Below are 12,589 nucleotides of genomic sequence, written 5' to 3' on the forward strand. Positions count from 1 at the left end.
CGGGGCGGGCCGGGCGGTCAAGGGGGGCTGCAGGCCATCGCGAAGCGACGCGACGAAGGAGCGCCCTTGACGGCCCGGCCCACCCCGGAAGGACAGTGGACTGACGGGACGCCCCCGAACCCCACCCGACCCCGCCCGCCGGTCTCCCGCCCCCCCGAGCCCGCCGAGCCCCCCGAGGCCCCGCACCCGCGCATCACAACCGGAGGGCCTCCGGCAGCGGGGCGGTGTGGAGGGCCGTGAGGCCCGAGACGGCTCGGGTGAGGCAGACGTACAGGCGGCGCAGGCCGGTGCGTTCGTCCGGTTCGCCCGAGACGATCGCCGCGGGCTCGTCCAGCACCACGTAGTCGTACTCCAACCCCTTGGCCAGCGACGCCGGCACCAGCGTCAGCCGCGCCTGCGCCGTCGTCTCCTCGCCCGGCGCGAGGTACGGCAGCCCCGCCGCCCGCAGGGCATCCGCCAGGGCCGGGACCCTGGCGTCGGCCGCGATCAGGCCGATCGAGCCCTCCTGGGCCAGGGACGCCCGGCAGGCCTCGATCACCGCGGGAGTGAGGTCCGGCACCGGGGTCACCACCAGGGAGCCCGGCGTCTCGCGGACCGAGGAGACCGGCGCCAGGCCCGGGGAGATCGACGGCAGCAGCCGGGACGCGTACGCGATCACCTCACGCGGCACGCGGAAGCCCGCCGTCAGTTCCTCCACCACCGCTTCCGGCTTGCCGAGGTGGGTCAGGGCCTCCGCCCAACTGCGGGTCGCCCAGGGCGTGGTGCCCTGCGCGAGGTCGCCCAGGACCGTCGCCGAGCCCGTCGTGCAGCGCCGGCCCACGGCCCGGTACTGCATCGGCGAGAGGTCCTGCGCCTCGTCGAGGACCACGTGGCCGAGCGAGTGCGTGCGCTCCACCAGGTCCGCCGCCTCGTCGATCAGGACCAGGTCCGCCGCCGACCACTTCGCCGACTTCACGCTGCGGAACGGCTTCGGCCAGAGCAGCAGCTGCTGTTCCTCCTCCGACAGGATCCCGTCCGCGTGGGCGGCGAGGAACTCCGCGTCCGACAGCAGCCGCAGCACCAGCTTCGCCGGTTCCACCACCGGCCAGACCGCCTTGACGGCCGCCTTCACGGCGGGATTGCGGGCCACCGTGTCCTGGACGCGGTCGTCGGGGGCCTCGCCCGCCTGCTCCATGCGGACGAGGACCGCGTGGGCGATGCGCTGCGGCAGCGCGTCACGGGCGGCGCCGTAGCGGATGTCGCGCTCCAGGAGCTCGGTGACGATCTCCTCCAGTTCGTACGCCGGCACGCGCCAGCGGCGCGATCCGCGGACCACCATCAGCGGCTCGGTGGGGAGGGTCACGTGCGAGCGGACCGCACGGCGCAGCACCTCGGCCATCCGGGCGTCGCCCTTGACCACCGCGGTCGCGGCCGGGTCGGCGGCCCGGACCTCCAGGCCGTCGCGGGCGACCAGGTCGTCGACGGTGGCCTGCTTGACCTCCAGCTCGCCCAGGGCCGGCAGGACCTGCTCGATGTAGTGCAGGAAGGAACGGTTCGGCCCGATGACGAGCGTGCCCGTGCGGGCCAGCCGCTCGCGGTGCGCGTACAGCAGGTACGCGACCCGGTGCAGGCCGACCGCCGTCTTCCCGGTGCCGGGACCGCCCTGGACGCACACCGACCCGGACAGCCCCGAGCGGACGATCTCGTCCTGCTCGGGCTGGATCGTCGCGACGATGTCGCGCATGGGGCCCACGCGCGGGCGCTCGATCTCCTGCTGGAGCAGTTTGCTGACCGCGGCCGCCTCGGCGGGGTCGCCGAGGTGCTCGTCCTCGTACGCCGTGAGCTCGCCGCCCGTGTAACCGAAGCGGCGGCGCAGGGCCACGTCCTGCGGGTCGGCCTTCGAGGCGCGGTAGAAGGGCTGGGAGACGGGCGCGCGCCAGTCGATCACCATGGGGTCGCCGTCGGCGTCGTGGACGTGGCGGCGGCCGATGTAGAACTGCTCGCCCTCCGCTCCCTCGGCGAGCTCCGCGCCGGGGGCGTGGAGGTAGTCGAGGCGGCCGAAGAACAGCGGGGTGTGCGCGAGGTCGGCGAGGGCCTTGATCCGGTCGTCGATCTGGGCCTGCAGGACGATCGCGTTGACCCAGTTCGCGGTGACGTCGCGGATGTCGAGGGCCTCGACGTCCGCGCGCATCGCGCGGAGCGCGGCGCGCGAGGCGGTGAGGTGCGCCTGTTCGCGGGCCAGGGGGTGGGGGGTGGCGAGGTCGGTGGCGTGCGCGGGCACGGAAATGCCTCCAGCTGCTGCTGCTGATACGGAACGGAGCCCGCCGGTTTCCTCCCCCAGCTACCGCTGGGAGGTACCCCCAGGCGGGCGGCACTCCCCGGTACGGCGGCGGGAGGCGGCAAGAGCGGAGATTGGCGGCAAGAGCGGAGATTGTAGTCAGCGGCCGGGCGCCGCGCGAGCGGATTGATCCGGCGCAGGTGGGCCGCCCGTACGGGTGTCATACCCGGGGGTGTCAGACCTCGGGTAGGGGTTGCGGGGGGCGGCATGGGACGGGAGGAGGAGGCCGCAGGGCAGGCGGTTCCACCCGCAGGGCGATGTGCCGGGGCGGGTCGCGGCGCACCATGGAGACATGAGCACCGCAACCTTCACCCCGGTCCAGGGCGGCCGCCCGCGCGGGGCCACCGCCGCCACCGACTCCCCGCCCCGGCACCGCCTGGGCGACCTGCTGCGCGCCGCGAAGGTGTTCGCGGCGACGGCCGTGAGCGTCGTCGTCCTCGGCGAGTACTCCGAGGACGCGGGCGTCATACGGCGCTGACCGGCCCCCCCGGCCGGATCAGTCGTTCGCCAGGAGCTCGTCCGCGTCCATGATCCGGTAGGCGTAGCCCTGCTCGGCCAGGAAGCGCTGGCGGTGCGCGGCGAAGTCCTGGTCGATCGTGTCGCGCGCGACGACCGAGTAGAAGCGCGCCTCGTGCCCGTCCGCCTTCGGGCGCAGCACGCGGCCCAGCCGCTGGGCCTCCTCCTGGCGGGAGCCGAAGGTCCCGGACACCTGGATGGCGACGGTGGCCTCCGGCAGGTCGATGGAGAAGTTGGCGACCTTCGACACCACCAGCACGTTGATCTCGCCCGCCCGAAAGGCGTCGAAGAGCTTCTCCCGCTGCGCGTTCGAGGTCTCGCCCTTGATGACGGGTGCGTCCAGGTGCTCGCCGAGCTCGTCGAGCTGGTCGATGTACTGCCCGATGACCAGGGTCTGGTCGCCGCGGTGCTTGCGGACCAGCGCCTCGGTCACCTTCCGCTTCGTGGCGGTGGTCGCGCAGAAGCGGTACTTCTCCTCCGTCTCGGCGGTCGCGTACGCGAGCCGCTCCGACTCGGTGAGGTTCACCCGGACCTCGACGCAGTCGGCCGGCGCGATGTAGCCCTGCGCCTCGATCTCCTTCCACGGCGCGTCGAACCGCTTGGGGCCGATGAGGGAGAAGACGTCGGACTCGCGCCCGTCCTCGCGGACCAGGGTCGCGGTCAGGCCGAGCCGGCGGCGGGCCTGGAGGTCCGCGGTGAACTTGAAGACCGGCGCCGGCAGCAGGTGCACCTCGTCGTAGAGGATCAGGCCCCAGTCGCGGGAGTCGAACAGTTCCAGGTGCGGGTAGACGCCCTTCCGCTTCGTCGTCAGCACCTGGTAGGTGGCGATGGTGACGGGCCGGATCTCCTTGCGCGTGCCGGAGTACTCGCCGATCTCGTCCTCCGTCAGCGAGGTCCGCCGTACCAGCTCGTGCTTCCACTGGCGGGCCGAGACGGTGTTCGTGACCAGGATCAGCGTGGTCGCCTTCGCCTTCGCCATGGCACCGGCGCCGACCAGCGTCTTCCCGGCGCCGCAGGGCAGCACGACGACGCCCGAGCCGCCGTGCCAGAAGCCCTCGACGGCCTGCTGCTGGTAGGGCCGCAGCGCCCAGCCGTCCTCGACCAGGTCGATCGCGTGCGCCTCGCCGTCGACGTACCCGGCCAGGTCCTCGGCGGGCCAGCCCAGCTTGAGCAGGGTCTGCTTGATCTGTCCGCGCTCGGAGGGGTGCACGGCCACGGTGTCGGGGTCGAGCCGCGCCCCGACCAGGGGGGTGATCCGCTTGGACCGCAGGATCTCCTCCAGCACGGGCCGGTCCGTGCTGGTCAGCACCAGCCCGTGCACGGGGTGCTTGGACAGGGTCAGGCGCCCGTAGCGGGCCATGGTCTCGGCGACGTCGACGAGCAGGGCGTGCGGGACGGGATAGCGGGAGTACTCGACGAGCGCGTCGACGACCTGCTCGGCGTCGTGCCCGGCGGCGCGGGCGTTCCACAGGCCGAGCGGGGTGATCCGGTACGTGTGGATGTGCTCGGGCGCCCGCTCCAGCTCGGCGAAGGGGGCGATGGCACGGCGTGCGGCGCCGGCGAGCTCGTGGTCGACTTCGAGGAGCAGCGTCTTGTCGCTCTGGACGATGAGAGGCCCGTTCACGAACGTCCCTTTCGGCGTGGCGGTGGCGGCCCGGACGCGGGCGGCCAAACCTCCAGTCTGCCGTATCCCGGGCCACCCCGGGCGGCCCGGCGGGGGCGGATCTCGGGATGACGGGCCGCGGGCGCGGCGCGCACGTCCGGGCCACGCCCGGGTTCCAGGGCCGGGACCGGCGGCCGCCGGAGGGGATGTCGGCGCAGGCCAACCTGGCCGATCCGGCCCGGCACGCGCGGGACTTCGCCGAGCGCCGCGGGTTCACGTACACCGTCCTGGAGGGCGACGGCGAGGGCGACGTCATCGGCTGCCTGTACATCCACCCCTCGAAGGACGCCCCCGGGCGGGTCCAGGTCAGCTCCTGGGTGCGGGCCGACCGGGCCGCGCTCGACGAGGTCCTGTACGAGCGCGTGCGGCGGTGGCTCGCCGACGTGTGGCCCTTCGACGCGGAGCGGATCGACTACGCGGCCAGGTGAGGGCCCGCACGCCGAAGGGGCCCGGCAGGTGTGCCGGGCCCCTTCGGGTGTGGACGATCAGACGCGGGCGGCGCGGCGGCGGCGGGCGCCGAGCCACATGGCCGCCCCGCCGAGGGCGACGAGGGCCGCGGCCAGGCCCGAGTAGAGGCCGGTGTTCGAGTCGGCGCCGGTGTGCGCCAGCGAGCCGCCCGTGGTGGTGGTGTTCGAGTTGCCGGTGACGGCCGTGGTGGAGGAGGCCGAGGGCGACGGGCTCGTCGACGGCTGCGGGCTCGCGGACGTGGACGGCGACGGGGAGGGGCTCGGGGTGGTCGTGGCGGCCGGGGCGATCTGGAACTTCGCCTCGCCGCTCAGGAACGGGTAGGTGTTGCCCTCGGCCAGACCGACCTGAGCGGTCAGCTTGGCCGTCGTGGCCTTCGGCAGCTTCGACTTCGGGCCGAGCTTGGCGCGCAGGTGCACCTTGCGCTCGCCGGACGCCTTGCCGAAGCCCTTCGCGATGTCGGGCAGACGGCGGGTGCCGTTGCCGCCGGCCAGGTCCTGCCACTTGCCGTCGACCTGGACCTGCACCTGCAGGTCGGCCTGCTCGTCGGAGATGCCGTCGGCGATGTCCACGTCCAGGTAGGTGGCCAGCGCCGTGTTGAACGCGCCCTCGCCGTTGGCGCGGTAGCGCAGGTCCATCTCCCGGCACTGGCGCTCGTCGATCTTCTCCTGGCAGGGGCTGATCTGGTCGAACCAGAGGTCCACCGTGCCGGTCTTGACCGACGGGTCCGTCTTGAAGGTCAGGGACGGGGAGCCGCCCTCCGCCACCTCGCCCTGGTAGCTGGTGGGCCGCAGCGTGAAGTCGCCGTCGTTGGTGGGGTAGCCGGCGCCGAGACCGACCGTGACCTTCCAGGTGAGCTTGCCGCCGGCCGGGATCTCGAAGCCCTGGCCCGGCTCCTTGCCGGTCGGGTGGAACATGCCCTGCCACGCGCCGTCCTGCTGCCCGATGAAGGAGGTGGTCGCCGGGGCGTCCACCGCCTCGACCTTGAAGAGCACGTCGCTCTTCTGGAGCGGGCTCGGGCCCTCCGGGTCGCCCAGGATCCACGGGTGGAAGGAGTGGGCCTTGTCCGAGGGGTTCGTCACTGTCAGCTCGAAGGTCTCCGTCGCCCCGCCACGGGTCAGCGGGCCGCTCGGCGCCGGGGCGCCCATCGTGATCTTCAGCGCCTGCTGGTTGGTGCCGCCCTCGGCCGGCGCGGCGTAGGCCGACAGCGGCATCAGGACGGTACCGGCGACCGCGGCGACGACGGCGGTGGCGGCCGCGGAGCGGAGGGTGCGGCGAGTGGCGGTGCGAGCGGACATGGTGGACTCCCCCCAAGGAATCACGAGGGCCGGGCGGGCCGCAGGGCGGCAGCCGGCGCAGAGGGCACAGGCGAGGGTGGTGAAACGGTTCGGCCGGCGCAGAGCGCCTGGCCGGGTGGTCTGGTCGTACGGGGTGTCGCGCTCGGGCCGGTGTTTCTTCCCCTCGGCCGCTCTTGCGATGGACTGATCTTCACATACGGTGGATCACGAATCCACCGGTCCAGTGTCACCGCTGTGCAACAGGCCGTGGCGGTCCTGCGGCCCCTCTGAGCTGCGATAACAGGACCCGCGCGTTCCGCTCCGGGGCGCCGGCCGCGGCCTACGCGCCGAGGTGCGCCAACGGGCCCGCCGGACAGGGGGTTTCCACCGGCAGCAGAGCCCGCGCCGCGGCGTCGTCGCCGGACCGCACCAGGGCGTGGATCTGCCGGGCCAGCGGGGTCACGTCCCGGATCGAGACCGTCCACTCATCCGCGTACGCCCGCGAGGCCGGGCCGGACAGGCCCAGTTGGAGCGAGCGGTACGGCAGCGGGTTCAGGTGGAGATCGCGTTCCGGATCCCACTGCACGCGCGCCGGGGCCTCCCGCAGCGCCCGCTGCCAGTCCTCCCGGCCGGTGTGCGTACCGGATTCGAAATGGGACAGGCAGGCGTGGCGCAGCGCGTGGTCGAAGCCCTCACGGGTGATCTCGACGGCGAGCACCGTCTCCTGGTCGGCCTTGGTCGCCCAGCCGCAGCGGTACATCATCCACAGGAACGACGGCTTGATCCACGTCATCCGCTCCCGCTTCCAGGCGGCGGGGAACCGCCCGTCGCGGGCCGCGGGGAGCCCGAGGTGCGGGGCGTACGCCTGGTAGACCGTGACCGTGGTGGCGGTGTGGGCGGCGCGGATCTGCCGCATCGGCGGCCGGGTGCTGTTCTGCTCGTCGTGCATGGGGCCAGCCTGCGGGGCGAACGACCGCGGCCGCCAGCGGATTTGCGCGCCGCCGGCAGTGGCCGCCGCCCCCGGGTGTCATGTCACACCTGGTCCTCCGCCAGCTCTGCGACCCCCGTGATGCGGTGCAGCGGGTACGTCCGCACCTCGTCCGCCGTGTGGTCGTACCCGGTGACGAAGCCGCCCTCCACCCGCACCGGGGCGATGACCCGCTGGCTCGCCGCCCCGTCCGCGTTCACGTAGCCGATCCACACCGCGGACCCCGTCAGCGCGGCCGCCTGCACCGTCGCCAGGGTCTCCGCCGCGCTGGTGCGCGGGAGTTCGCCGGGCGCCGCGGACGGCGCCGTCGCGGTCTCCTTGCGCACCGCCGTCGCCGCCAGGTCGCCCGCGCGGATGGCCCGTACGGCCGCCCCCAGCAGCGTGTCGTCCGGCAGAGGCGGGCCGTCCGGCACCGGCACGGGCGCCGAGCGCGCCGGAGTGCGGTGGGCGTCGGCGCGCGCCACCACCACGTCGCCGGTACGTGACTCCGCGGCCGGCGCGTAGCCCATGGTCCGCAACCCGTCGAGCAGGGCGCCCGGTTCGGCCTGCGCCGCCAGCACCGTCGGGGCGAGCCGGCGCAGGCCCAGCCCGGCCGACCGCTTGTCGGCCAGGATCTCGTTCAGCATGCCGTCGTCGTCGCAGCGCACGTACGAGGAGGCCGCACCGACCCGCAGGTGCCCGTGCCGCCGGGCCACGTCGTCGATCAGGTACGCCAGCGGCTGCGGGACCGGGGTGCGGCTGTGCTCGGCCAGAAAGGCGTGCAGGTCGACGGCGGTGTGGCCGGCGTCCAGGGCGCGGCGCACGGAGGCGGGCGTGAAGCGGTAGACGGTCGCCCCGCCCTTGGACTCCACGTCCGCCAGCACCGCCAGCACCTCGGCGAGCGGCCGGCGCAGCGGCCCGGGCGCCACCGCCGTCAGGTCCGCCTGCAGCAGCACGTGGTCGACCGGGTCGGGAAGCAGCGCCGCCAGCAACGGCACCGGATCCCGGTGCTCCAGCAGGGCGCGGCCGTGCCCGGCGAGGGCGCCCCGGCCGGTGACCCCGAGGGTCTCCGCCTCGGCCAGCGTCCAGTGCGCGAGGCGGGCCCGCAGATCGCTCGTCCCGCGTACGGGGCGCTCCCAGGCGAGCCGGTTCAACAGGGCGTGCGGGTCGGGCGAGCCGCCCTCGGGCAGCCCCGCGAGGAGTTCGAGAACGCGTCGGCGGACCTCGGGCGCGGCGGAGCGGTCCAGGTCGGCGCCCAGGGCCGAGAGGGTGCGGCCCTTCGCGTCCTGCTCGCCGACCAGACCGGCGGTGCGGGTCGCGGCCAGCCAGGCCGTGGCGAGCGCCGACCACCGCTCGGCGGGCGGCCGTTCGAGCCAGTCGTCGAAGGCGGGGGTGGGTGCGTACCGCTCGTCGGCCTCTCCGTCACTGGCCAGCAGACCGGCCGCGTAGGCCAGTTCGATCCAGAACGCGGCCATCGGCTCGGTGGTGTCCAGGGTGGCCGCCGTGCGCTTGAGGTCCCGTACGGAGAGCCCGCCGGCCCGCAGCACCGGCGGACCGGCGTGCTCCCAGGACTTCACCAGCTCCTCGACGGTGGACAGCGCGGCCAGCGCCTGCCCGGCGGCGTTCGCGTCCACAAGCTGTGGACGGTGCTCGCGGTGAGCGGTCACCGGCGGGGCGAGGGGCTCCGGGGTGCGGTGCGCGAGGCCGCCGCGCAGGTGCAGGGCCACCTCGCGGGGCAGCACCACCGTCCGGGCCGAGGTGGGCAGCAGCAGTCCTCGGTCGCGCAGCCAGCGCACCGGCGGGGCCGGGTTGGCGGTGACCTCCCCGTACGGAGGCCCCCACACGAGCCGGCCCAGCACCTGGTGGGCCTCGGCGGGAGCCTCGTCCAGCAGCGCCGACATCCGCTCCTGGTCGGTGAACAGGGCGGTCAGCGCCGTCACCGCGGACACCGGGTCGTGGGTGGCCGGCAGCCCGACGGCGGCCACGATCTCCTGGACCCGGGTCGGCGACATCCCCGCGGTGGCCTCCGCGACGGTCGGGCCCAGGCCGGTGGGCGAGGGGCGGCCGGCGGCGGGGGAGAGCAGCTCGCGGGCGGTCCGGACCAGGCGGAGCCGGTCCTCCTCGCCCCACACGAGGGCCTGGTCGCGGAGGGTGGCCAGGGCGCGGGGCAGCTCGGCCCTGACGCTGCCGCTCCGGGGGTCGGTGTCGGTGGTGGTGCCGGTGCCCGTCATGAGGCTTTCCAGGACCTGGTACGGGCACGGGTCCGGGGCCACCGCCAGGGCCTCCGCGGTCTGCAGGGCGAAGCGGTCCAGGCGGTCCAGGGCGCGCACCACCGAGGCGCGGGTCCCGGCGCGGGTGGCCAGCTGGGTCATGTCACCCGGCACCGGGCTGAGCAGGTCCGGGCGCGCGTGCAGCAGGGCGGCGAGCGCGGCGTCGTCGCGGCCGCGCAGCGCCTCGGCGAGGGAGCGCGGGGCGGTGCCCGCGGCCCCCGCGGTGGCGCGGGCCGCGGTGTCCGCGGTGTCCGCGGCGCTGCTCGTCGGCTCAGGCACGGTCGCCTCCATGGTCGCGTCGGCCGGTCCCCATCCGGCCAACGGTATCCGCTGCGCCCTCGGCCGCTCCACGGGCGCACGCGCTACCTTTCCGGGCAGGCGGTACGGGAGGAGCCGGGCATGGGCATCGAGAGCGACCATCTGGTCTACGAATATCTGAGCCGCGTCGGCGACTTGGCGCAGCAGCGGCAGCTGGCCTCCGGTGACCGGATGCGGCTGGTGGCCGGTTTGCGGGACGAGATCGACCGTCGGCGTGCCAAGTACGAGCCCGAGACGCCCGCCGCCGTGCGCCGGATCCTGGAGCGGATCGGCACGCCGGAGGAGGTCGTGGACGCGCTGGGTGCGGCGGGGCGGGGGAGCGCGGGGGCGCAGCCCGGGATGCCGTCGGTGCCGGTGCAGCGGGGGCCGGGCCGGCTGCGCAAGCCGGCCGCGCCGGCCGCGCCGCCGAAGCCGCCGGTCCCGCCGGAGACGGCGGCCGCGCCGCCGCATCTGGCCGGGCTGGACGAGCTCGGTACCGCGGACGGGGGTGTCGAGCCGGACTGGTGGCGGGTCGCGCCGGGGCCGCAGGTCGAGGGCTTCGCGGGCGGGGTGGAGATCCCGGAGCTGTTCGAGCCGCCGAAGCAGCCGGGGCCGGAGCCCGAGCCGGAGCCGGAGCCGGAGCCCGGGCCGGGGTCGGCGCCGCGGGGTGGGCTCGTGCGGTTCCTGCGGGAGCGGCGGCGGGCGAAGCGCGCGGGGGCCGCGGAGGCGGCGCCGGCCGCCGCGGCACGGCCGAAGCCGCATGCGTTCCTGCTGCTGGCCGCCCTGGTGCTCGTGGCGGGGGCGGTGACCGGGTCCTGGCTGCTGCTGATCGGCGGCTGGCTGCTGGCGTACGCCTCGCGCGTGCTGGGGCCGGCCGAGCGCAAGTGGGTCGTCTTCGGGCTGCCGGGGGTGGTCTTCGCGGGGGCGGTGGTCTGGCTGTGGGGGCGGCTGGACGGGCGGTGGGGGGCGCCGCTGACCGACGAGGGCCTGGGCGGTGTGTTCCAGGGGATGTGGCCCTGGCTGGCCCGAGCCGCCGCCATCGCCTCGGCGGCGTACCTGACCTGGCGCTCCCGCCGCCGCTGACCCTGCCGCTGCGCGGAGCCGTTCCCCTACCCGCCCCTTCCCGAAACCGGGGCTCCGCCCCGGACCCCGCGCCTCAAACGCCGGCGGGGCTGAAGTGGGACGGCTCTGCGCGGGCGCCGCGCCGCGGGTCGGCACAATGGGGGCCATGACGATCCCCGCGCAGTTGACCGTCGGCTTCGACCTCGACATGACCCTGATCGACTCCCGGCCCGGGATCAAGGCCGCCTACCAGGCGCTTTCGGCGGAGACGGGCACGTTCATCGATGCCGACCAGGCGGTCACGCGGCTCGGGCCGCCGCTGGCCGAGGAGCTGGCGTACTGGTTCCCCGAGGCGGAGATCGAGGTCATGGCCGACCGCTACCGGGAGATCTACCCCGCGTACGCCATCGAGCCGACCCCCGCCATGCCCGGTGCCCGCGAGGCGATCGCGGCCGTGCAGGCGCTCGGGGGCCGGGCGATCGTCGTCACCGCCAAGCACGAGCCCAACGCCCGGCTCCACCTGAGCCACCTCGGCATCGAGCCGGACGCGGTCGTCGGCTGGCTCTGGGCCGAGGCCAAGGCGGGCGCCCTGCGCGAGTACGGGGCGCAGGTGTACGTCGGCGACCACGTGGGCGACGTCCGCGGGGCCCGTACGGCCGGTGCGCTGTCGGTGGCGGTGCCCACGGGCCCGTGCCCCGAGGGCCAGCTGCGGGAGGCGGGTGCGGACGTGGTGCTCCGGGACCTGACCGCGCTGCCCGCGTGGCTGGAGGAGTACGTGCGGTCCGGGGCGGCCTGATCCGGCCTGATCCGGAAGGCGGGCCCTTAGGAGCGCGCGGCCTTGCGCTGGGCCGCGGCCGAGCGCACGACGCCGGCCGCCGAGATGGCGAAGCCGACGCCCATCAGCATGCAGACCGCCCACGCGTACGAGGGGAACGGGTCGGTGTGCAGGAACAGCGGTGCCATCGTCACCAGCGTGGCCACGGCGCCGACGATGAACACGATGCCGCCGGTACGGACCAGGGCGTCGCCGGGCCGTGCTTCGTCGGGGTCAGGAGTAACAGTCACCCGACCAGGGTAGTTCCCTGGCCGGAGGAGCCGACGGCGATCAGCCGGTGAAGGACCGGGGAACGTCTTGTCACCTGCCCGACGCCCACTAGCCTGGACCCGGCGGGTCACCCATGGCCCGCTGCGCTGTTGTCCGGAGCCGCTGCGCGGCGTACCGGACCCCGACGAGCACAAGGACAGAGGACGGACGTGCCTACCGGCAAGGTCAAGTGGTTCAACAGTGAGAAGGGCTTCGGCTTTCTCTCCCGCGACGACGGCGGCGACGTCTTCGTCCACTCGTCGGTACTCCCGGCCGGCGTCGACGCGCTCAAGCCCGGCCAGCGCGTCGAGTTCGGCGTCGTCGCGGGGCAGCGCGGTGACCAGGCACTGTCGGTGACGGTGCTGGACCCGGCGCCGTCGGTCGCCGCGGCGCAGCGCCGCAAGCCGGACGAGCTCGCCTCGATCGTGCAGGACCTCACGACGCTGCTGGAGAACATCACCCCGATGCTGGAGCGCGGCCGGTACCCCGACAAGGTGCACGGCACGAAGATCGCCGGCCTGCTGCGTGCGGTGGCCGACCAGCTCGACGTCTGATCCGCGGGCGCGCGGCGTGCCCCGCTCCTCCTCCGGAGGGGCGGGGCACCGGTCGAGGCGGAAGCGGACCTGGTCGAGGTAGCCGCCGTGGGCGTAGAGCCGGACGGCCTCCGGGCC

Annotated in this window: 11 protein-coding genes; 5 read left to right on the plus strand and 6 right to left on the minus strand. The window is 74.7% G+C overall.

Going from position 1 to position 12,589, the window contains the following annotated elements; genetic code table 11:
• Positions 1-193: 193 nt before the first annotated feature.
• A complete protein-coding gene (locus tag ABZ128_RS34770) occupies positions 194-2,260 on the minus strand; it encodes an AAA family ATPase (RefSeq protein WP_356853808.1) in 2,067 nt (688 codons plus the stop codon).
• A 349-nt stretch (positions 2,261-2,609) separates the two neighbouring features.
• Here ABZ128_RS34770 and ABZ128_RS34775 point away from each other — a divergent pair, with 349 nt between their 5' ends.
• The gene (locus ABZ128_RS34775) at positions 2,610-2,795 is read left to right on the plus strand and encodes a hypothetical protein (protein ID WP_356853809.1); all 186 of its coding nucleotides are present in this window, start codon (positions 2,610-2,612) and stop codon (positions 2,793-2,795) included.
• A gap of 18 nt (positions 2,796-2,813) precedes the next feature.
• Here ABZ128_RS34775 and ABZ128_RS34780 read toward each other — a convergent pair whose 3' ends face one another.
• Positions 2,814-4,457, minus strand: a complete 1,644-nt coding sequence (locus tag ABZ128_RS34780; protein ID WP_356853811.1) for a DNA repair helicase XPB — start codon at positions 4,455-4,457, stop codon at positions 2,814-2,816.
• Between the two features lie 107 nt (positions 4,458-4,564).
• Between ABZ128_RS34780 and ABZ128_RS34785 the strand changes: the two genes are divergently transcribed.
• On the plus strand, positions 4,565-4,924 hold the full coding sequence (locus ABZ128_RS34785; RefSeq protein ID WP_356853812.1) for an N-acetyltransferase: 360 nt from the start codon (positions 4,565-4,567) through the stop codon (positions 4,922-4,924).
• Positions 4,925-4,981: 57 nt separating this feature from the next.
• Here the strand turns inward: ABZ128_RS34785 and ABZ128_RS34790 are convergent, their stop codons facing one another.
• The 3 genes from ABZ128_RS34790 to ABZ128_RS34800 all read right to left on the minus strand — a co-directional run bounded on the left by ABZ128_RS34790 (position 4,982) and on the right by ABZ128_RS34800 (position 9,655).
• Positions 4,982-6,259 carry an LPXTG cell wall anchor domain-containing protein gene (locus tag ABZ128_RS34790; RefSeq protein ID WP_356853814.1) on the minus strand — a complete coding sequence of 426 codons (1,278 nt, stop codon included), beginning with the start codon at positions 6,257-6,259 and terminating at the stop codon, positions 4,982-4,984.
• 319 nt (positions 6,260-6,578) lie between these two features.
• Entirely contained in the window at positions 6,579-7,187 is a 609-nt protein-coding gene (locus ABZ128_RS34795) for a DUF4291 domain-containing protein (protein WP_356853815.1), read from the minus strand.
• An 83-nt stretch (positions 7,188-7,270) separates the two neighbouring features.
• Positions 7,271-9,655, minus strand: a complete 2,385-nt coding sequence (locus ABZ128_RS34800) for a helicase C-terminal domain-containing protein (protein ID WP_356853822.1) — start codon at positions 9,653-9,655, stop codon at positions 7,271-7,273.
• Positions 9,656-9,874: 219 nt separating this feature from the next.
• Here ABZ128_RS34800 and ABZ128_RS34805 point away from each other — a divergent pair, with 219 nt between their 5' ends.
• Positions 9,875-10,855 (plus strand): hypothetical protein, encoded by a 981-nt coding sequence (locus ABZ128_RS34805; RefSeq protein WP_356853817.1) that lies wholly within the window; start codon positions 9,875-9,877, stop codon positions 10,853-10,855.
• A 136-nt stretch (positions 10,856-10,991) separates the two neighbouring features.
• Positions 10,992-11,630 (plus strand): HAD family hydrolase, encoded by a 639-nt coding sequence (locus tag ABZ128_RS34810; protein WP_356853819.1) that lies wholly within the window; start codon positions 10,992-10,994, stop codon positions 11,628-11,630.
• Between the two features lie 26 nt (positions 11,631-11,656).
• On the opposite strand, the gene ABZ128_RS34815 is transcribed toward ABZ128_RS34810, so the two are convergent.
• On the minus strand, positions 11,657-11,899 hold the full coding sequence (locus ABZ128_RS34815; RefSeq protein WP_356853821.1) for a hypothetical protein: 243 nt from the start codon (positions 11,897-11,899) through the stop codon (positions 11,657-11,659).
• 189 nt (positions 11,900-12,088) lie between these two features.
• On the opposite strand from ABZ128_RS34815, the gene ABZ128_RS34820 reads away from it, so the two are divergent.
• Complete coding sequence (locus ABZ128_RS34820) at positions 12,089-12,472, plus strand: cold-shock protein (protein WP_030012939.1); 384 nt, start codon at positions 12,089-12,091, stop codon at positions 12,470-12,472.
• Positions 12,473-12,589 lie beyond the last annotated feature (117 nt).

The organism is Streptomyces sp. NPDC006326 (assembly GCF_040612915.1).
Classification (GTDB): Bacteria; Actinomycetota; Actinomycetes; order Streptomycetales; family Streptomycetaceae; genus Streptomyces.

Bases quoted from the DNA above. Each gene is read 5' to 3' on its own strand.
- ABZ128_RS34805 (WP_356853817.1), top strand. From the start codon at position 9,875: ATGGGCATCGAGAGCGACCATCTGGTCTACGAATATCTGAGCCGCGTC.
- ABZ128_RS34775 (WP_356853809.1), top strand. From the start codon at position 2,610: ATGAGCACCGCAACCTTCACCCCGGTCCAGGGCGGCCGCCCGCGCGGG.
- ABZ128_RS34790 (WP_356853814.1), bottom strand. From the start codon at position 6,259: ATGTCCGCTCGCACCGCCACTCGCCGCACCCTCCGCTCCGCGGCCGCC.
- ABZ128_RS34795 (WP_356853815.1), bottom strand. From the start codon at position 7,187: ATGCACGACGAGCAGAACAGCACCCGGCCGCCGATGCGGCAGATCCGC.
- ABZ128_RS34810 (WP_356853819.1), top strand. From the start codon at position 10,992: ATGGGGGCCATGACGATCCCCGCGCAGTTGACCGTCGGCTTCGACCTC.
- ABZ128_RS34785 (WP_356853812.1), top strand. From the start codon at position 4,565: ATGACGGGCCGCGGGCGCGGCGCGCACGTCCGGGCCACGCCCGGGTTC.